General features: G+C 69.0%; 20 protein-coding genes. 9 read left to right on the top strand and 11 right to left on the bottom strand.

Annotation, left to right across the window (positions count from 1 at the left end):
* Positions 1 to 40: 40 nt before the first annotated feature.
* Positions 41 to 355, top strand: coding sequence for a WhiB family transcriptional regulator (locus ACGFIF_RS34435; protein WP_393160281.1), 315 nt, complete (start codon positions 41 to 43; stop codon positions 353 to 355).
* 35 nt (positions 356 to 390) lie between these two features.
* On the top strand, positions 391 to 804 hold the full coding sequence (locus ACGFIF_RS34430) for a PaaI family thioesterase (RefSeq protein ID WP_393160280.1): 414 nt from the start codon (positions 391 to 393) through the stop codon (positions 802 to 804).
* 27 nt (positions 805 to 831) lie between these two features.
* Here ACGFIF_RS34430 and ACGFIF_RS34425 read toward each other — a convergent pair whose 3' ends face one another.
* Complete coding sequence (locus ACGFIF_RS34425; RefSeq protein WP_393160279.1) at positions 832 to 1,173, bottom strand: zf-TFIIB domain-containing protein; 342 nt, start codon at positions 1,171 to 1,173, stop codon at positions 832 to 834.
* Between the two features lie 179 nt (positions 1,174 to 1,352).
* Here ACGFIF_RS34425 and ACGFIF_RS34420 point away from each other — a divergent pair, with 179 nt between their 5' ends.
* Positions 1,353 to 2,693: an FAD-binding oxidoreductase gene (locus ACGFIF_RS34420; protein ID WP_393160278.1), complete on the top strand. Its 1,341-nt coding sequence runs from the start codon at positions 1,353 to 1,355 to the stop codon at positions 2,691 to 2,693.
* A gap of 38 nt (positions 2,694 to 2,731) precedes the next feature.
* On the opposite strand, the gene ACGFIF_RS34415 is transcribed toward ACGFIF_RS34420, so the two are convergent.
* Positions 2,732 to 4,639, bottom strand: coding sequence for a penicillin-binding transpeptidase domain-containing protein (locus ACGFIF_RS34415; protein ID WP_393160277.1), 1,908 nt, complete (start codon positions 4,637 to 4,639; stop codon positions 2,732 to 2,734).
* A 208-nt stretch (positions 4,640 to 4,847) separates the two neighbouring features.
* Positions 4,848 to 5,612, bottom strand: a complete 765-nt coding sequence (locus tag ACGFIF_RS34410; protein ID WP_393160276.1) for a VOC family protein — start codon at positions 5,610 to 5,612, stop codon at positions 4,848 to 4,850.
* 136 nt (positions 5,613 to 5,748) lie between these two features.
* Here ACGFIF_RS34410 and ACGFIF_RS34405 point away from each other — a divergent pair, with 136 nt between their 5' ends.
* Entirely contained in the window at positions 5,749 to 6,081 is a 333-nt protein-coding gene (locus ACGFIF_RS34405; protein ID WP_393160275.1) for an L-rhamnose mutarotase, read from the top strand.
* Here ACGFIF_RS34405 and ACGFIF_RS34400 read toward each other — a convergent pair.
* The 5 genes from ACGFIF_RS34400 to ACGFIF_RS34380 all read right to left on the bottom strand — a co-directional run bounded on the left by ACGFIF_RS34400 (position 6,078) and on the right by ACGFIF_RS34380 (position 11,255).
* Positions 6,078 to 6,785 carry a pirin family protein gene (locus ACGFIF_RS34400; protein ID WP_393160274.1) on the bottom strand — a complete coding sequence of 236 codons (708 nt, stop codon included), beginning with the start codon at positions 6,783 to 6,785 and terminating at the stop codon, positions 6,078 to 6,080. The genes ACGFIF_RS34405 and ACGFIF_RS34400 overlap by 4 nt on opposite strands.
* Positions 6,786 to 6,790: 5 nt before the next feature.
* The gene (locus tag ACGFIF_RS34395) at positions 6,791 to 7,306 is read right to left on the bottom strand and encodes a DinB family protein (RefSeq protein WP_393160273.1); all 516 of its coding nucleotides are present in this window, start codon (positions 7,304 to 7,306) and stop codon (positions 6,791 to 6,793) included.
* Between the two features lie 103 nt (positions 7,307 to 7,409).
* A complete protein-coding gene (locus ACGFIF_RS34390) occupies positions 7,410 to 8,846 on the bottom strand; it encodes a S1C family serine protease (RefSeq protein ID WP_393160272.1) in 1,437 nt (478 codons plus the stop codon).
* A gap of 139 nt (positions 8,847 to 8,985) precedes the next feature.
* Positions 8,986 to 10,566, bottom strand: a complete 1,581-nt coding sequence (locus ACGFIF_RS34385; RefSeq protein WP_393160271.1) for a sensor histidine kinase — start codon at positions 10,564 to 10,566, stop codon at positions 8,986 to 8,988.
* A complete protein-coding gene (locus ACGFIF_RS34380) occupies positions 10,563 to 11,255 on the bottom strand; it encodes a response regulator transcription factor (RefSeq protein WP_393160270.1) in 693 nt (230 codons plus the stop codon). The genes ACGFIF_RS34385 and ACGFIF_RS34380 overlap by 4 nt, the downstream gene beginning before the upstream one ends.
* Before the next feature lie 139 nt (positions 11,256 to 11,394).
* Between ACGFIF_RS34380 and ACGFIF_RS34375 the strand changes: the two genes are divergently transcribed.
* Positions 11,395 to 12,393, top strand: coding sequence for an acetamidase/formamidase family protein (locus ACGFIF_RS34375; RefSeq protein ID WP_393160269.1), 999 nt, complete (start codon positions 11,395 to 11,397; stop codon positions 12,391 to 12,393).
* Here the strand turns inward: ACGFIF_RS34375 and ACGFIF_RS34370 are convergent.
* Positions 12,328 to 13,242, bottom strand: a complete 915-nt coding sequence (locus tag ACGFIF_RS34370; RefSeq protein WP_393160268.1) for a DMT family transporter — start codon at positions 13,240 to 13,242, stop codon at positions 12,328 to 12,330. The genes ACGFIF_RS34375 and ACGFIF_RS34370 overlap by 66 nt on opposite strands.
* Positions 13,243 to 13,305: 63 nt before the next feature.
* Here ACGFIF_RS34370 and ACGFIF_RS34365 point away from each other — a divergent pair, with 63 nt between their 5' ends.
* Together ACGFIF_RS34365 and ACGFIF_RS34360 are read left to right on the top strand one after the other, a co-directional pair.
* The gene (locus tag ACGFIF_RS34365; RefSeq protein ID WP_393160267.1) at positions 13,306 to 13,767 is read left to right on the top strand and encodes an Lrp/AsnC family transcriptional regulator; all 462 of its coding nucleotides are present in this window, start codon (positions 13,306 to 13,308) and stop codon (positions 13,765 to 13,767) included.
* Between the two features lie 110 nt (positions 13,768 to 13,877).
* On the top strand, positions 13,878 to 15,089 hold the full coding sequence (locus ACGFIF_RS34360; protein WP_393160266.1) for a pyrophosphate--fructose-6-phosphate 1-phosphotransferase: 1,212 nt from the start codon (positions 13,878 to 13,880) through the stop codon (positions 15,087 to 15,089).
* Positions 15,090 to 15,093: 4 nt separating this feature from the next.
* Here the strand turns inward: ACGFIF_RS34360 and ACGFIF_RS34355 are convergent, their stop codons facing one another.
* Entirely contained in the window at positions 15,094 to 15,519 is a 426-nt protein-coding gene (locus ACGFIF_RS34355) for a low molecular weight protein-tyrosine-phosphatase (RefSeq protein WP_393160265.1), read from the bottom strand.
* 2 nt (positions 15,520 to 15,521) lie between these two features.
* Positions 15,522 to 15,911, bottom strand: coding sequence for a phage holin family protein (locus ACGFIF_RS34350; RefSeq protein WP_393160264.1), 390 nt, complete (start codon positions 15,909 to 15,911; stop codon positions 15,522 to 15,524).
* A 137-nt stretch (positions 15,912 to 16,048) separates the two neighbouring features.
* On the opposite strand from ACGFIF_RS34350, the gene ACGFIF_RS34345 reads away from it, so the two are divergent.
* Positions 16,049 to 17,221: a DUF4185 domain-containing protein gene (locus tag ACGFIF_RS34345; RefSeq protein WP_393160263.1), complete on the top strand. Its 1,173-nt coding sequence runs from the start codon at positions 16,049 to 16,051 to the stop codon at positions 17,219 to 17,221.
* On the top strand, positions 17,218 to 17,925 hold the full coding sequence (locus ACGFIF_RS34340; RefSeq protein WP_393160262.1) for a FadR/GntR family transcriptional regulator: 708 nt from the start codon (positions 17,218 to 17,220) through the stop codon (positions 17,923 to 17,925). The genes ACGFIF_RS34345 and ACGFIF_RS34340 overlap by 4 nt, the downstream gene beginning before the upstream one ends.
* Positions 17,926 to 17,932 lie beyond the last annotated feature (7 nt).

Genomic DNA, 17,932 nt, shown 5'->3' with positions numbered 1-17,932 from the left:
TACCAGAACACGTGATGACCTCACGGTCGAGGAAGTCGACATGAGACGGCGCAAACCGCCTGCCGGGGCGGTCGCGAAGGCGCCGGTCGGCCTGCCGTACCCACTGATCGAGAACTGGGAGTGGCAGGACCGGGCCGCCTGCCGCGACGTCGACCCGGACCTGTTCTTCGCCGCCGAGTCCGAGCGCGGCCTGCGCAAGCACGCCCGCGAGGTGCTCGCGAAGTCGCTCTGCGGGACCTGTCCGGTACGGCGCGAGTGCCGCGACCACGCCCTGGTCGTCGGCGAGGCGTACGGCGTCTGGGGCGGCACCACCGAGGAAGAACGCGAACCCGTCCTCCATGCCCGCCAGCACTGAGCCGGCGTGGTTACCCGCCGGTTAGCCTGGAACGCATGGAGCTGACTTTCGACCTGGCCGAGAAGTTCCTGGCCGCGCAGCCTTTCAGCGTCCTGCTGGGTGCCCGGCTGACCGCCTTCGGCGACGGTGGAGCGACCCTCGAGCTCGACATCCGCGACGACCTCAAACAGCAGAACGGGTTCCTGCACGGCGGTGTCCTCGGCTACGCGGCCGACAACGCGATCACCTTCGCCGCGGGTACGGCGCTCGGCCCCGAGGTGCTGACCGGCGGCTTCACGATCAGCTACCTGCGCCCGGGTGCGGGCGCCGTACTGCGGGCCGAGGCGAAGGTCGCGCACGCGGGCAGCCGGCAGGCGACCTGCACCTGCGAGTTGTCGACGATCGACGGCGACGGCAAGGCCACGCTCTGCGCCGTCGCGCAAGGCACTGTGATCGCCGCGCGTCGCTGACGGGCGATCACAGCGCCGGACCGACGATCAGTCGAAGAGCTCCTCCAGGAAGGACTTCTTCTTCTTGCGCGGGTACTGCTGGTTGCCGTACCGCGGGTCGCGGCGACGGTCGTCGTCGTCGTAGTGGCGGCGGTCGTTGTCGTACCGGCGATCGTTGTCGTAGCGCCGGTCGTCGTCGCGCCGCTTCTCCTCGTAGCGAGGCTGCTGCTGCGCCGGCGCGTTGAACTTCAGCTCGGCGTCGACGAGCCGCTCCAGTTCACCGCGGTCGAGGAAGATGCCGCGGCACTCGGTGCACTGGTCGACGGTGATGCCGCTGCGTTCGTAGGTTCGCATCGCGCCTCGGCACTTGGGACAGGTCAGGCTCTCCATCCAGCCACCCTAAGTGACGATTTCCCCGAAACGCCGCGACTTCAGGGAACTCTCAGGTTTTCCACCGATAGGCTCGATCCTGTGATGCAGGTCACAGGTCAGGGGTCTCACATCCGGACGGGTCGTCTCGTCAGTGGTGTGTGTATGGATCCGGAATCTCTCCCCTGTGGAAGGACGTCATGAAGTCAGCGTTTGAAACCCTTCGCCGTGACTTCGGCGGCGACATCATCGAACCGGGCGGAGCGGAGTACGAGTCGGCCAGTCGATCGGTGTTGGTCGAGGGCAGTCCGGCTTGTGTCCTCCGGCCCAAGAGCGTCGAGGACGTGCAAGCAGCCGTCGGATTCGCGGCCGGCGCAGGGCTTGCCCTGTCCGTGCGCGGCGGCGGACACGGCTTCCCCGGCTTCGGCACCAACGACGGCGGCGTTGTGATCGACCTCGGCAAGCTCGCGGCCGTGGAGGTGATCGACGCCGAGCGCCATCTCGTCCGGATCGGCGGCGGCGCCACCTGGGGTGAGGTCGCGGCCGCCCTGGCCCCACACGGTCTGGCGATCTCCTCGGGCGACACCAAGAGCGTCGGCGTCGGCGGACTGACGCTGAGCGGCGGCATCGGCTGGAAGGTCAGGAAGTACGGCCTGGCTCTGGACAACCTGGTCGCCGTGCACCTGGTCACCGCTGACGGAGAGGTCGTACGGGCGAGCGCAGCGGACAACCCGGAGTTGTTCTGGGCGCTCCGCGGTGGCGGCGGCAACTTCGGGATCGTCACCGCCTTCGAGTTCGCGGCACACCCCACGACGGACGTGTTCCACGGCCGGATCACCTTCCCGGCGGCGGAGGCGGCCACGGTGCTCCAGGGCTGGGCGGACTACCTTCGCACCGCGCCCGAGGAGCTCACCTCGATCGCGAACATGGCCAACCCCTTCGCCGGCGGACCCGAGGCACCGGTCGAGATCCACATCGTGTTCGACAGCGATGACCCGGGTCTGGCCGAGAAGGCGCTCGACCCGATCCGCCACCTCGGCACGGTGATCGTCGACGAGGTCGCCCTGACACCCGCTTCGGATCTGCTCGTGGACGGGATGACCCCGCCGCCCGGCATCCAGCTCGTCACCCGAAGCGCCTTCGTGGACAAGGATTCGGTGTCCGAGGTGCTCGAGATCCTCGCCGACGTCGGGACCACGGCGGGGACCCCGGTCATCTCCGTCCGCAGTGTCGGCGGCGCCGTGTCCCGCGTTCCCGACGACGCCACCGCCTACGCACACCGCCAGGCGGAGCTGATGTTCGTGACGACCACCGTGGGCCCGAAGCCGGCTCTCGACGCCGCAAGGCCGGGTCTGGACGCGATCTGGGGGAGACTCGCACCGCACGTCAGCGGCGCGTACGCGAACTTCCTCGCCACCGCGACCGAGGAGGATGTCGCCGCGGTCTATCCGCCGGAGACCTATCGGCGGCTCGCCGCGGTCAAGCGTCAGTACGACCCCGGCAACCTGTTCGCCGGCAACCACAACGTCCGGCCTCAATAGGCAGAACGGCGGCCCCGCCCTGGGGCCGCCGTCCTCGTCTACTTGAAGCGGCCGAGGAAGTTCGTCAGGATCGGGCCGGCCGCCTTGGCGCCGGAGGCACCGCCCTCGACGATGACCGCGAAGGCCACGTCGCCGCGGTAGCCGACCATCCAGCCGTTGGTGACGACCTTGCCGTTCTGGACCACCTCGGCGGTGCCGGTCTTGGCGGCGACGGCGCCGTTGCCGGCCAAGACCTTGGCGGTGCCGCCGGTGACGGTGGTGCGCATGAAGGTGCGCAGCGCCGCGGCAGTTGCCGCGGGCAACGGAGACGCGGCCGGTCCGGCGGCGTCCTTGGCCGGCACCAGGACCGGCTTCATCGCGGTCCCGTGGTCGACCGTCGCACCGATCATCGCGACCCCGAGCGGGCTCGCGGTGACCGTACCCTGACCGATCATCGACGCGGCCTCGGCGACGTCGTCCTTCGGTGCCGGCACCTCACCGCCGTACGCCGGGATCGACAGGTTCAGGTCCGGGCCGAGGCCGAACATCGCGGCCGCCTTCGTCATCCCGTCCTTCGGGAGCCGCCCGTGCTGGGAGATGAACGCGGTGTTGCAGGACTCGTTGAACGCCTTCTGCATCGTCCCCGCGCCGTACGCCGCCAGGCCGTCGTAGTTCTTGAACGACTTGCCGAACACGGTGATCGTGTTCGTGCACGGCAGCGCCGTCGCCGCGGTCTCACCGCTGCCCAGCAGCGCCGCCGAGGTGACGATCTTGAACGTCGACCCCGGTGCGTAGCGACCCTGGAAGGCGCGGTTGTAGTTGGTCGGCGTCGGCCCGTTCGCCGCCGCCAGGATCTGACCGGTCGAGGCCTGGACTGCGACCAGCGACGCGGGCAGCTTGCTCGTCGCCAGCGCGGCCTCGGCGGCAACCTGCAGCTTCGTGTCCAGGGTGGTCTTCACCGGCTTCCCGGCGGTGCCCTGCTGGCTGAAGACCGTCTTGATCGTCAGCTTGGTCTTCCCGTCCCGCAGCGTCACCGTCCCGCCCGGCGTCCCGGCGAGCTGCTGCTGGAACGCGTACTGCAGACCCGTCGTCCCGACCTGGTCCTGTGCGGACGCGGTCGGGCCGGCGTTCTTCAGCGTCTCCTCGGTCGCGGTCTTCATCGTCCCGATCACCGACCGGGCGAAGGACGACGTCGGCGGCAGCGACTGAGTGCCGCCCATCGTCAGCACCCCGGGCAGTTTGCCCATCGTCGGCCGCAGCTTCTCCCACTCCTCGGCGCGGATGGTGATCGCGTCGACGAACTGACCGGCCGGCGCGGCCTTCGCCCGGGCGGCGAGTTTCGCGCCGTCCACGTCGAGGTTCTTCGTGAACGCGGCGTACGTCGCCGGCGTCGCCTTGGTGCCCGCGGCGACACCGACGATCACGACCGGGCGGTTCGCGGTCAGTGGGACGTTGTTGCGGTCCAGGATCGAGGCGCGCGCGGGCAGGGCGCGGACCCGCTTGAGGTAGTTCGCGTCGCCGAGACCGGGGTAGATCGTGTCGCCGGAGGCCTTGATCTTCCACGCGTCGCCGACCTTCGTCGCGGTCGCCGTACTGGTCCACTTCATCGTGCCGATACCGCGCAGCTCGGCCTCGACCGCGAGGTTCTGCGTGCAGGTGTTGCCGTCGCTGCACTCCGGGTCGCCCTCCGGCGTCACCTTCACGGTGTTCGCGACCAGGGCGGAGTCGGTGTCGTCCAGGCGCTTGGCGAACACCGTCGGGTTGTCGGTCAGCGCCCCGGCCGCGTCCGGCTTCCCGTCCGGCGCCCAGGCGGCGACCCAGGCGGCGGCGAACTGCTTCACTACCTCGGCGGACGCCTGCTTCTCGTCGTTCGGATCCGGTGTGCCGCCGCTGCCGCCCGAGCTGTCGGAACAACCAGCGGTGATCAGCAGACTACTCAGACAGACGATTGCGGTGGTTCGCTTCACGTTCCCAACTCTCGCATGATGACGGATGGAGACCTGGCACAGTCTTCGGCGTGTGGCAGCAGGCCCACGAGGGCGAAACTACTCAAGCCACCCAAGGTACGACGCGCGCAAAGCCGCCGGAGTTGGCAGTCAGCGGTGAAATCGCCTGGTCACGCAGGTACTGATCGCCGGGATGAATCAGCGGCAAGAGGCAGGACGAATCGACGGCTCAGCCCAGGTGGATGACCGAGAACGGCGCGGACTCGGCGTCCCGCAGGATCGTCATCCGGCCGAAGTCGGTGTCGAACGGCTCGCAGACCACCCCACCGCCACCCGCGCGGACCTGAGCGACGGCCGCATCGGCCCCGGTGGTCGCGAAGATCGGCAGCCATTGCGGCGAGAGCGCACCGGCCGGCAGATCCGGGTGCAGTTCGGCGATGCCGGCGACCGGCCGTCCGCCGGCGTACAGAGCGGCGTACCTAGGCCCGTCGCCGCCGATCTCCTCCGCCTCGTAGCCGAACACCGCGACGTAGAACGCCTTCGCCGCCTCGAAGTCGCGGCTCAGCGCCTCACTCCAGACCAACGAGCCAGGGTCGGTACGACGATCTGTCCCGACGTGCTCGGCCGCCTCCCACAGGCCGAAGATCGCGCCGTCCGGATCGGCCACGATCGCCATCAGCCCGTGCTGCTCGATGTCGGACGGCCTGACCACCATCCGGCCGCCGTGCGCCACCACCAGGTCGAGGGTCCGGTCCAGCTGATCCGTCGCCAGGTAGGTGGTCCAGCGACTCGGCAGGCCCCCGGGCCGTTTCGCGCCGATCCCGCCGACCTCCTGGCCGTCCACCGAGCACAACCAATACTCCCGGGTGTCCGGACGAACGCACTTCCAGCCGAGGAGTTCCGCGTACGACGCAGCCGCCGCCTCCGGGTCGTCCGCGGACAGGTCCACCCAGGTCGGCGTACCTGCCGGCCAGGGCCGGGTTAGTTCGCGCATCAGCCCTCCGGGAACACGTTGTCCGAGTCAGCCCCCAAACCTGCCAGGCACCGACGCGTCCGTCGACCGATCCAGCCACCGGACTGCGTAACGGTTCGGTCACCCCGGCCACGTCACGGGCGTATTCTGCTCCCTTGTGACGACCCGCCTAGCTCTCCACAGCCGCCTGATCCCGGGGACCGAAGAGGCCTACGAGATCGAGCACGCCCGCGTCTGGCCCGAACTGATCACCGTGATGCGCGCCGCCGGGATCACCGACTGGTCCATCTGGCGCAGTGGCCGCGACCTCTTCCACGTGGTCGAGTGCGACGACTTCGAGGCCGCCGTCGCGCAGCTCAAGGACAACCCCGTCGACCAGCGCTGGCAGCAGCACATGAGCCAGTTCGTCGAGGGTTTCGCCCAGAACCCGGACGGCCTGGCCGGTCAATCGCTACGCCACGTCTGGACGATGAGCGAGCAGCACGACTAGTCGTACATCTCCCACACGAGCAGCTCCGCGCCGTCGGGTCCCGCGGTCACGCGCGGTCCGTCGACACCGGTCAGCCGGGCCGCGTCCGCCGTACCGAGGTCGCCGGCGTCCTCGAGGCTCACGGTGCCTTGGGCAACGAAGAGATGGACGTACGGCGCTGACGGCAGGTCCACCGTGGCGCGCGGAGCCAGCCGGGCCACCGACAGGCCGGCGGACCGCTGGTTGATGTGGATCGCGGTGCTGCTCGCGTGCTTCGGCAGACCGGACGCGATCGGCACCAGTTCGCCGGAGGACAGATCGACCGAGGCCTGCTGGTACGACGGCTCGAGATCGAACTGCTCCGGGCGCACCCACATCTGCACGTAGTGCACGGGCTCGCCGCCGTCGTTCCACTCGGAGTGCCGGATGCCCGAGCCGGCGCTCATCCGCTGGGCCAGGCCCGGGTGGACGACACCGCTGTGTCCTTCCGAATCCCGGTGCGCCAGGGCCCCGCGTAGTACCCAGGTGACGATCTCCAGATCCTGGTGCGGGTGGGTGTCGAAGCCGGTGCCGGGGGCAACGGTCTCGTCGTTGTGGGCGAGCAGGAACCCGAACCCGACGTTCGCCGGGTCGTAGTGCGGCCCGAACGAGAACGAGTGCCGCGAGTCCAGCCACTCGCTCGAGGTCTGGAATCGCTCGTCGGCCCGCCGGATCTCCACACTCATGACATCTAGTAGTACCCCTTCTCGCCGTCCAGGAGCTCGCGCATCGTGTCCAGGTGGCCGACGTGGCGGGCGGTCTCCTCGACCATGTGGATCAGCATCCAGCGCAGCGTGGCCTTGGCCGCGCGGAAGTCGGGATGCTTGCCGACGTCGTCCAGCGAGTGCGACGCGACGATCTCGTTCGACTCCTTGCACTGGGCCTCGAACTCGTCCAGCAGCTGTGCCAGCGGCACGCCGTCGACCATCATGTCGGCGTCCTCGGGCTCCTCCTGGAACTGCGGATTGCCCTCGTACGACTGACCCAGGAACAGCACGTTGAACCAGCAGTGCTCGGTCCACCGCATGTGCGAGACGAGCCCGGCCGGCGTCATCATCGGCGACGTCGTCAGCACCGCCCGATGCTCGTCCGCCGCGGCCAGCCCCTCCAGCTTCCAGCGCACCAACGCCCGCTGCAGGTCCAGCCACCCGACCAGCTGCGTCCGCTCATCGGCCACCGGCGGCGGCCGCTCCCGAGAGAAAGTCATGGCCGGACCGTAGCGTGCGGCCACCCGGGCCGCATGGCAATAAAAAAGGGACTGCGGCCGCTCGGTGGGCGGCCGCAGTCCCAACCAGGGAGGAACGCTTGGGTCAGCCGGTCGGGTTCCCGTTGTCCGAACCGAGCGTCGCCGTCACGGTCTGGGTCTTGCCGTCGCGGGTCAGCGTGATCTTCACGTCATCGCCCGGGCGGTGCGAACGGACTGCGGCGACCAACGCGTCCCCTGACGCGATCGCCTTGCCGTCTACAGCGGTCACCACGTCACCCGCTTGCAGGCCGGCCTTGTCCGCCGCACCGCCGGACGTCACCTCGCCGAGGCGTGCTCCACTGGAGAGCCCGCCGGAAGACTGCGCGTCGCCGACCTGAACTCCGAGCCGCGCATGCGTGGCCTTGCCCTTGGCCACCAGCTCGTCGATGATCGGCTTGGCCTGGTCGATCGGGATTGCGAAGCCCAGGCCGATGTTGCCGCCTTCGGATTGTCCCGATCCTCCGGCGGTCTTGATCGCGCTGTTGATTCCGACCACCTGGCCGGCGAGGTCGATCAGGGCGCCGCCCGAGTTACCGGGGTTGATCGCGGCGTCCGTCTGAATTGCTGGGAAAACCGTCGTGCTGTCCTGCTGCTCGTCGCCGGACGTCACCGGCCGGTTCAGCGCCGAGACGATACCGCTCGTCACGGTCGCCTCCAGGCCGAACGGCGAGCCGATCGCGACCACGCCCTGGCCGACGGCGAGCTTGTCGCTGCTGCCGAGGGTGGCCGGGGTCAGGTCGGTCGCGTCCGCCTTGATCACGGCGAGGTCGGTGAGCGGGTCGGTGCCCTTCACGGTGGCCGGAACCGTCCGGCCGTCGTTCAGGATCACCGAGATCTGCGCGTTGCTGCCGGCGCCCGCCACCACGTGGTTGTTGGTGACGATCAGGCCGTCCTTGCTGATCACGATGCCCGACCCGGTCCCCGCACCCTGCGAGGTAGCGACCGCGATCTTCACCGTGCTCGGCAGCACCTTCGCGGCGGCGCTCTGCACCGAGCCGTCCGGTGCCGCGGCGGGCGCGGCCTGGTTGCCGTTCAGCGGGGCCGTCACCGACGGGCTGTTGCCGCCGGAGTCGTTCGTCGCCGAATAGACCGCCGCACCGCCCACACCGCCGGCTGTGCCGACCAGCAGAGCCGTTGCGGCGACCAGAGCCAGACCGAGCCGCTTGGGCTTGGCCGGCGCGGCTACCGCGGTCTGTGCGGGCTGCGGACCGAAGGGCCAGCTCGGGCCCGGAGACGTCCCCTGATGCGTCCCCGGCACCCCGAACTGGGGGTAAGCACTCCCACCTGAAGGGTGCTGACCCGGCCGCTGCCCACCCTGCGGCGCGAACTGCTGCTGCTGGTGCTGGCCGTAGCCACCCATCGGCAGTTGCTGCGTCCGCTCCTGCGGGTTGGCGCCGTACGACGGCTGCCCGCCCTGAGGCTGGCTGCCGGTCGTCGAACCCGGCGCGGGGTTGTCGGTCCCAGGCTGGTTCTGCGGCTGGTGCGGCTGGTTCTCGTTCATGACGAATACTGTGTCGGCCGGACCTGAGAAGGCCCTGAAGATCCCGTCAGAGCTACCGAAGAACTCTATGAAGATCCCCTGAAGGCTCAGTCAGCTCATCTTCAGCTTCCTTGGGTACGGCGAAATCGCGCGCTAGGACTCAGCGGGTCTGCGTCGCGGCGTGCGGCAGCCACAGCGTGAACTGGGCGCCGGCGCCGGGCGCGTTACGGGCATAGATCATCCCGCCATGCTGCTCGGCAGCATGCTTCACGATCGCGAGGCCCAGCCCGGAACCGGGACGGCTGCGCGCCTCACTGGAGCGGTAGAACCGCTCGAAGACATGCGGCAGATCCGCGTCGGAGATCCCCGGCCCGGAGTCCGTCACCGTCAGTACGCCGTCCAGCAGGCGGACCGTCACACGGCCGACCGGCTGACCGTCGGCATGCGCGGGCATGTCCTCCGGAATGCTGTACTTCGCGGCGTTGTCGAGCAGGTTCGTGACCGCCCGGCCGAGCAGCCGCTCGTCACCCCACACCGGGAACGGAGCGAGCTGGACGTCCCACTCCAGGCCCGGCGCGCGGCGTCGTACCTTGATCACCGCGTCCTCGACCACGTTCGACAGCTCGATCAGCTCGGCGTTGCGCACCTGTGGGGTGTCGCGGGCCAGCTCGGTCAGGTCGCCGATCAAGGTGGTCAGCTCGTCCATCTGAGCGCGTACGTCGTCCAGCAACTGCTGCCGGTCCTCCGGCCGGAGGCCGCCCCGCTTGTCCGCCTGGGCGAGCAGGTCGAGGTTGGTCCGGATGCTGGTGAGCGGCGTCCGCAACTCGTGCCCGGCGTCGCCGACCAGCCGCCGCTGCCGGTCCTGCGACCGCGCCAGCGCGGCCAGCATCGCGTTGAACGCCTGCGCCAGCCGCGAGATCTCGTCCGAGCCCGTGATCGGGATCGGCTGCAGATCCTCGGTCCGGGCGACATGCTCAGCGGCTCCGGTCAACCTGGCCAGCGGCCGCAGACCGGAGGCGGCGACGGCGTTGCCGGCCAGTGCGGCGCCGATGACGCCGAGCAGACCGACCGCCCACAGCACGATCCCGAGGTTGTGCAGCGTCTGGTCGATCGGCCCGAGCGACTGGGCCACGACGAGCGCGGTGTCGTCTCCGAGCGGTACGGCGACCACCCGGTAGTGCTGGTTGTTCGGCGAGCCCGCGGTGCGGATGCTGGGCTCGGTGCCGAGATCGGATTGCGCGACCGCGAGCTCTTCCGGGCCGATCGGCGGCAGGTACGACTTCGGGCTGCCGGCCGTTCTGCCGTCCCCGGCCAGCAGGCCCATCCGGATGTCGACCAGCCCGAGCGCCTCCGGCGGCAACCCCTGCATGATCTCGGGATTGGTCAGAACCGGGCCCTTGGCGGCCAGGGTGGTGCGCTGGATCAGGCTGTCGTCCAGGTTCCGGTACATCTGCTGCCGGACGGTCAGGTACGCCGCCACGCTGACGAACGCGACGGCCAGGCCGACCGCGACCGCGGCCAGCAGCGTCACCCGGGCGTGCAGGCTGAGCTGGTGCAGCTTCTGCTGCGCCCAGCTCTGCGTCCGGGCCGCCGTCGCGGTCACCCGATTCCCGTTGCCATTGGCAACGGGTGGTCCACCGGCCGGAGAGGGGTGCCGGCCGGGGGGACCGGGGTGCCGCGGGCCGCCCGGCTGGTCCGGGCGGTCGGTGTACGACGGGAAGTCGGGATCGGACGAACTCACGGTGGGGTGTCTCTCAGGACGTAGCCGATGCCGCGGACGGTGTGGATCAGCCGCGGCAGGTCGTTCACCTCGGTCTTGCGGCGCAGGTAGCCGATGTAGACCTCGAGGGAGTTGGCGGTGGTCGGGAAGTCGTAACCCCAGACGGCGTCCAGGATCACCGCGCGCTCGAGCACCCGGCGCGGGTTGCGGATCAGCAGCTCGAGCAGGGAGAACTCGGTCCGGGTGAGCGGGATCGGGGTCTCACCGCGGTGCACCTCGTGCGCGTCCACGTCGACCACGAGGTCGGCGTACTGGAGCACTTCGCCGCGCTGGCCGCCCTCACCGGGCGTGGTGCTGCGGCGGAGCAGGGCGCGGAGCCGGGCGAGCAGCTCCTCCAGCGCGAAGGGCTTGGTCAGGTAGTCGTCGCCGCCGGCGTCCAGGCCGTCCACCCGGTCGGCCACCGCGTCCCGCGCGGTCAGCACCAGGATCGGCACGTTGTTGCCCGCGGCCCGCAGGGCCTTGGTGGTCTCCAGACCGTCCAGCCGCGGCATCATCACGTCCATCACCACGACGTCCGGCTCGACGTTGCCGATCACCGCGAGCGCCTCGGCGCCGTCGGACGCGGTCACCACCTCGAAGTCGTTGAACTCCAGCGAACGGCGCAGCGAGTCCCGGACCGCCCGGTCGTCGTCCACCACCAGTACGCGCATCTCGTTCCCCGCTCCGCTCGAAGTTCCGTCACCGCTGGAAAGTTGCTTTCACCGCGAGATTAGGCCGTCTGCTTGAGAATCGCCTGAGAACCCGCTGATCCCTCGCCCAACACCTCCTGTCCACCTTAGGTTTGCGCAGGTGGACATCGTCGAATTCAGCCCTGAGCCCCACGAGTACACCTGGACCTTCGGCGGTGCCGCGCCGGTGCGGCGGGTGAAGCCCGGGACAGCCTTGAGACTCTGGACCGAGGATGCGTTCTGCGGGACCTTGCGCAGTACGGCGGACCTGGCCAGCGCCTCGTTGACGATGCCGTTCGTCAACCCGCAGACCGGCCCGTTCTACGTCGAGGGCGCCGAGCCGGGCGACACCCTGGTGCTGCACTTTGTCGAGCTCACCCCGGCCCGGAGCTGGGGTGCGTCCGCGACCATCCCGTTCTTCGGCGGCCTGACCAGCACCGATCGGACCGCCACGTTGCAGGATCCGCTGCCGGAGCGGACCTGGATCTACGAGGTGGACACCGACAAGCAGACCGTCGGGTTCCAGGCGCAGGGCAGCGACTTCGAGGTCGCGCTGCCGATCGAGCCGATGCTGGGCACGGTCGGGCTCGCGCCGGCCGCCGGTGAGGTCCGCTCGTCGCTGGTGCCGGACACGTTCGGTGGCAACATGGACACGCCGGAGATGCGGGCCGGTGCGACCTGCTTCCTGAATGTGAACGTCGAGGGCGCACTGTTCTCGGTCGGTGACGGTCACTACCGCCAGGGCGAGGGCGAGTCCTGTGGGACCGCGGTCGAGGGCGCGATGAACGTCGTACTGATCGTGGATCTGCTGAAGACGCCGGGACCCGCTTGGCCGCGGATCGAGAACGACGACTATCTGGCCGTGGTCGGGTCGAGCCGGCCGCTCGAGGACGCGTGGCGTGCCGGTCAGGTCGACATGGTCGGCTGGCTCGGCTCGCTCTACGGCCTCGACAAGTTGGACGCCTACCAGTTGCTCAGCCAGGTCAGCGAGGTACCGCTGGCCAACGTGGTCGACGCCAACTACAGCGTGGTCACCAAGGTCCCGAAGCGCCTGCTACCGGCTGCTGACGTCTACAGCGGCATCCACCGGCACCTCCGCGGCCTTGCGGCGACGCTCTGACCTGCTGACAGCGACGCCCACGAGACACAGCGCTCCACCGACCAAGGCAAGACCGGCAGGAGTCTCTCCGAGGAACGCCCACGCCAGCAGGATTGCGACCATCGGCACGAGGTACGTCGTTGCGCCCATGCGACCCGCGGTCGTCCGGGACAACGCGTACGCCCAGGTCGTGAAGCCGAGTGCCGTCGGGAACGCACCGAGGTAGAACACCCACCACAGCGTCGAGGGGCGAGCCGCACCGATCTCTTGGACTAGGCCGGGTGCGTACGGCAGGCAGACGACCGTACCGATGACGCAGGCAAGCCAGGTGACCTGTGCAGCGGGCAGTCGGCTCAGGAGTGGCTTCTGCGTGACCACTCCGACTGCATAGGACACGGCAGCCGTCACACACAGCACCACACCCCAGGTCTCGGCCCGGCCGGTGGACGTGGACAGGCCGATCAACAGCACGCCACCGAATGCGACGAAGCTGCCGATGAGCACCTGCCGTGGGAAACCCTCGCCCAGAGTCAGTCCGGCGAGTAGAGCGACCAGCAGTGGTGCGATGTGCACGAGCATGGCCGCCGTACCGGCGTCGAGTCGCCGCTCCGCCGCGTTGAGCGCGACGTTGTACAGGCCGAACCACAGCAGACCGCAGGCCAGCAGCAGCGGCCAGTCCCGTCGCTGCGGCATCCGGAACGGCTCTCGCTTGACCAGCAACAGCAACCCCAGCAGGACGCTGCCGACCAGCAGCCGGGCGAGTGACAGGGGACCGGCCGACAACTCGGTCCCGAGGTGCCGGATCGCCACGAAGGACGAGGCCCAGAGGACGACGGTCACGCCGGCGGCGACGAGTGCGGTGGGTTTCATGACGACAACGGTAGGAAAGCTCCTTCTGAGGTACCATGCTGAAACGGAGCCTGGGAGGCCGAATTGTTTACCGAAACGAAAAGCACATTGCTGGATGAGCTGAACGTCCGGATCCTCGAGGAGCTCTCCGCCGACCCCCGGCTGCGGACCACCGAGCTGGCTCGGCGGCTGGGCGTCTCCACGCCGACCGTGCGCGAGCGGGTCACCCGGCTGGAGGAGTCCGGGGTGATCCGCGGCTACCGACTCGACGTCGATCCCGCCGCGCTCGGCCGGCCGGTCGCCGCGTGGGTCCGGCTGCAGCCAGGGCCTGGCCAGGTGTCCCGGATCGCCGAGATGGCCCGGAGTACGCCGGAAGTCGTCGAGTGCCACCGCATCTCCGGTGAGGACTGCTTCCTGATGCGGGTCCAGGTGCCCGCGATCGACAAGCTCGAGGACCTGCTCGACCGCTTCGCGCCGTACGGCCGGACCAACAGCTCGTTCGTCGTCTCCACCCCGGTCCCGCCCCGCTCGGTGCCGCTCGGCTGACTCCGGTCGTCCGAAGGCTGGGCCCCAACCAGTCCTGAGGGTGGTCTGCATCACTAGTCTGGTGGCGACTTCAGTGCCACATTCATGGACGTTCGGAAGGACCCTGACCCATGGCTGCCGACAAGTCTGTCCGCAGAGTTGCCCTGCTCACCGCCGGCGGGCTCGCGCCCTGCCTGTCCTCCGCCGTCGGCGGGCTGATCGAGCGCTACACCGAGGTGGCGCCCGACGTGGAGATCATCGCCTACCTGAACGGCTACCACGGTCTGCTCAGCGGCCGGTATCTCGAGGTGACGCCCGAGGTACGCGAGAAGGCCGCCCTGCTGCACAAGTTCGGCGGCAGCCCGATCGGGAACAGCCGGGTCAAGCTGACCAACGCCGCGGACCTGGTCAAGCGCGGCCTGATCGCCGACGGCCAGAACGCCCTCCAGGTCGCGGCCGAGCGGCTGGTCGCCGACGGTGTCGACGTACTGCACACGATCGGCGGCGACGACACCAACACCACCGCCGCGGACCTGGCGGCGTACCTGCACGAGCACGACTACGACCTGACCGTGGTCGGTCTGCCGAAGACGATCGACAACGACGTGATCCCGATCCGGCAGAGCCTGGGCGCCTGGACCGCGGCCGAGCAGGGCGCGCTGTACGCCCGCAACATCATCGCCGAGCACTCCTCGAACCCCCGGATGCTGATCGTCCACGAGGTGATGGGCCGCAACTGCGGATGGTTGACCGCGGCAACGGCTCAGGCGTACCAGCAGTGGGTCGACGGGCAGGAGTGGAACCCGGGCATCGGCCTGACCAAGGCCGGCTGGGACGTGCACGCGGTGTACGTGCCGGAGGCAACGATCGACCTGGACGCCGAGGCGGACCGGCTGCGCAAGGTGATGGACGAGACCGACTGCGTCAACATCTTCCTGTCCGAGGGTGCCGGCGTACCGTCGATCGTGGCCGAGATGGAGGCCCGCGGCGAGGAGGTCGGCCGGGACCCGTTCGGACACGTGAAGCTGGACACGATCAACCCGGGGGCCTGGTTCGCCAAGCAGTTCGCCGAGCGGATCGGCGCGGAGAAGACGATGGTGCAGAAGAGCGGCTACTTCAGCCGCTCGGCCGCGGCCAACGACCGCGACCTCGCGCTGATCAAGGAGTGCACCGACTACGCGGTCGATGCCGCGCTGCGCGGTGAGAGCGGTGTGGTCGGCCACGACGAGGAGCGCGGCGACGAGCTCCGCGCGATCGAGTTCCCGCGGATCGCCGGCGGCAAGGAGTTCGACCCCAATGTCGACTGGTTCACCACGCTGAGGGCCGACATCGGCCAGGCGTAGTACCTCAGGCGCGAAGGCGGTCGACCCACTCGTCGGCCGCCTTCTCGATCTGGTCGAGGACGTCGTCGAACCCTTCGTCCTCGCCGTAGTACGGATCCGGTACGTCGCTGTCCGCGAACAACTGTGCCGCGCCGCCGCGGCTGGACAGCTCCGACAGGTGGCCGGAGTCCATCGCCAGCACGAGATCCCGCTCGGCGAACCAGTCGGCCCGGAACTGCTGCGCCCGGTGCGCGCTGCCGTCGTACCCGCGTCTGCGCAACGCCGCCGCGGCCCGCGGATCCATCGGGTCGCCCACATGCCACCCGCCGGTCCCTGAGCTGGTCACGACCACGTCGTCGATCCCGGCCTCGGCCAGCTTCGCGCGCAGCACCACCTCGCCGATCGGCGACCGGCAGATGTTCCCGCTGCAGACGATCTCGACGTACCGCATGGTCAGCGGATCTCCGCCTTGTCCGGGAGGACGGCGTTCAGCAGCATGCCGACGACCGTGATCACCAGCGCCCCGAGCAGTGCGTCCGGCCAGAAGTCGGCCACGTGGAACTGGACGTCCAGCTTCCCGGTGATCCACGAGGTGAGCATCAGCATGGCGGCGTTGATGACGAAGATCAGCAGCCCCAGCGTCAGGATGATGAAGGGCAGCGAGAGCAGCTTCACGATCGGCTTCACCACCGCGTTCACCAGGCCGAAGATGGCCGCCACGATCAGCAGGGTGAGGATCCGCCGGCCGGTGGTCGCGCCCTGGATGGTGATCCCGCTGACGAGCCATGCCGCGATCGCCAGCGCGACCGCGTTGGCGAGCAGCTTGATGATCAAGTTCTTCATGCCGTCGATCCTCCCACCCCACCGGTAGCGCGACGGCTCCGTACGCGCCCTGATCCAACCCTGAGTCTTGACACGCTAATGACCAAGTGATCTGATCATTTTCATTCGTGAGGTGAATGATTGCCGAGGGAGCACGCGTGAGAGCCAACAAATCACGGCCAGTCACACGACGTTTCTGGATTGCAGCGACCGCACTCACTCTGGTCGCCACCGGAGTCCCCGCCGCCCAGGCGGCCGAGCCGGACGCTGCTGCCGGCACGGCCGAGTGTGACGCGGTGCGGACCAACTGGACGGCTCAGGCGCGGCCGCAGGCCGACCCGGAGAGCCTGCTCAACGCCTACAGCAACACCGGCAAGGGCTGGACGGGTGGAGACACCACCAACTCGGTCAAGCTCTCCGGCGGCCGGACCGTGTGGATCTTCTCCGACACGTTCCTCGGCCCGGTGAACCCGGACGGTAGCCGCCCGACCACGACGCCGTTCATCAACAACTCCTTCGTCGTCCAGCGCGGCAGCTCGTTGAAGACCGTCACCGGCGGTACGTCGGCCAACCCGACCGCACTCGTCCCGCCGCCGGCCAACGGCTGGTACTGGTTCGGTGCGGCGCAGACCAGCAACGCGGGTCGCAACCTCGATATCGTCGCGCTGCGCTTCGAGAAGACCGGCACCGGTCAGTGGGACTGGCGCTGGGCCAGCAACTACGTCGCCCGGTTCGACAGCAAGACGCTCAAGCTGAAGAAGCTCATCCCGATTCCGTCCACTGCGAACGTGCAGTGGTCGGGGTGGCTGCAGCGGGACGGCGGTTACACCTACATCTACGGTGTCGAGGACCTGGGTACTTCGAAGTACCAGCACGTGGCTCGGGTCCGCGGCGACGACCTGACCGCCAAGCCGTGGGAGTACTGGACTGGCAGCGGCTGGTCAGCGGACGAGACGGCCTCGGCGCGCGTGCTGGAAGGTGTCGCCAACGAGCACAGCGTGACCCGGTGGCGTGACGGCTATCTGCTGGTCACGCATGACACCACGGAGCTGTTCAGCAAGCGAGTCCTCGGGTACTTCTCCTGCTCGCCGACCGGACCGTTCGTCAAGCCGGTCGAGCTCTACCAGACGCCGGAGACCGGTGCGGACGGCACCTACGAGAACGCCAACATCATCACGTACAACTCCCACGACCACCCGGACCTGCGCCGCGGGAACCAGCTCCTGATCAGCTACAACGTCAACAGCCTCGACGCCAACAACGACCTGTACGCCGATGTGAGCATCTATCGGCCCCGCTTCGTCGCCGTCACCCTGGCGGCCGCTCGATGAGTACGTCGGGTGGCGTCGTACGGCGGAGTCTTCTCGACGACCTCGCCACGTCGATGCTGGCGCTGATCGCGGACCGCAAACTGTCGTCCGGTGACCAGTTCGAGTCGGTCCGGTCGTTGGCCGACCGGTTCAAAGTCGCCGTACCGACGGTCCGGGAGGCGCTGCGCCGGCTGGAAGCCACCGGTGCCGTGGAGCTGCGGCACGGGTCGGGGGTGTACGTCGGCCAGCACATCGGCCGGCTGATTCTCGCCAACCCGCTGGCACCGACGCCGTCATCCGACCGCCTGATCGAGCTGCTGCAAGCGCGAGCCCTGATCGAGCCGCCGGTCGCCGCCCTGGCCGCGCGGGTTCGCACCGAGGCCGCGCTGGAACGGATGGCGAGCGATCTGACCGCCGCGGCCGAGCTGATCGCATCCGGCGACCACGCCCAGCTGGCCGAGATCAACATGGACTTCCACCGCTCCCTCGCGCAGGCGTCCGGGAACGCGACGCTGGCCGAGGTGGTCGAGTCCGTCACCGTCGTCAACGTCCGCGAACAGCTGGAGATCCTGCACATCCACGGCGACCGGCAGACCGACCTGGACGAGCACCGGGCCATCTACGCGGCGGTGCTGGCCGGCGACTCCGAGCTGGCCGAACGCCTCACTCACGAACACCTCGACGGAGTCCTTGCCGTCATCAACAACCGACTTCAGCACCCCTGAAGCTGAG

This window comes from Kribbella sp. NPDC049174, from assembly GCF_043197365.1.
Classification (GTDB): Bacteria; Actinomycetota; Actinomycetes; order Propionibacteriales; family Kribbellaceae; genus Kribbella.
Note: the sequence above shows the minus strand (reverse complement) of the source record. Positions and strands in the feature narration are given on the sequence as shown.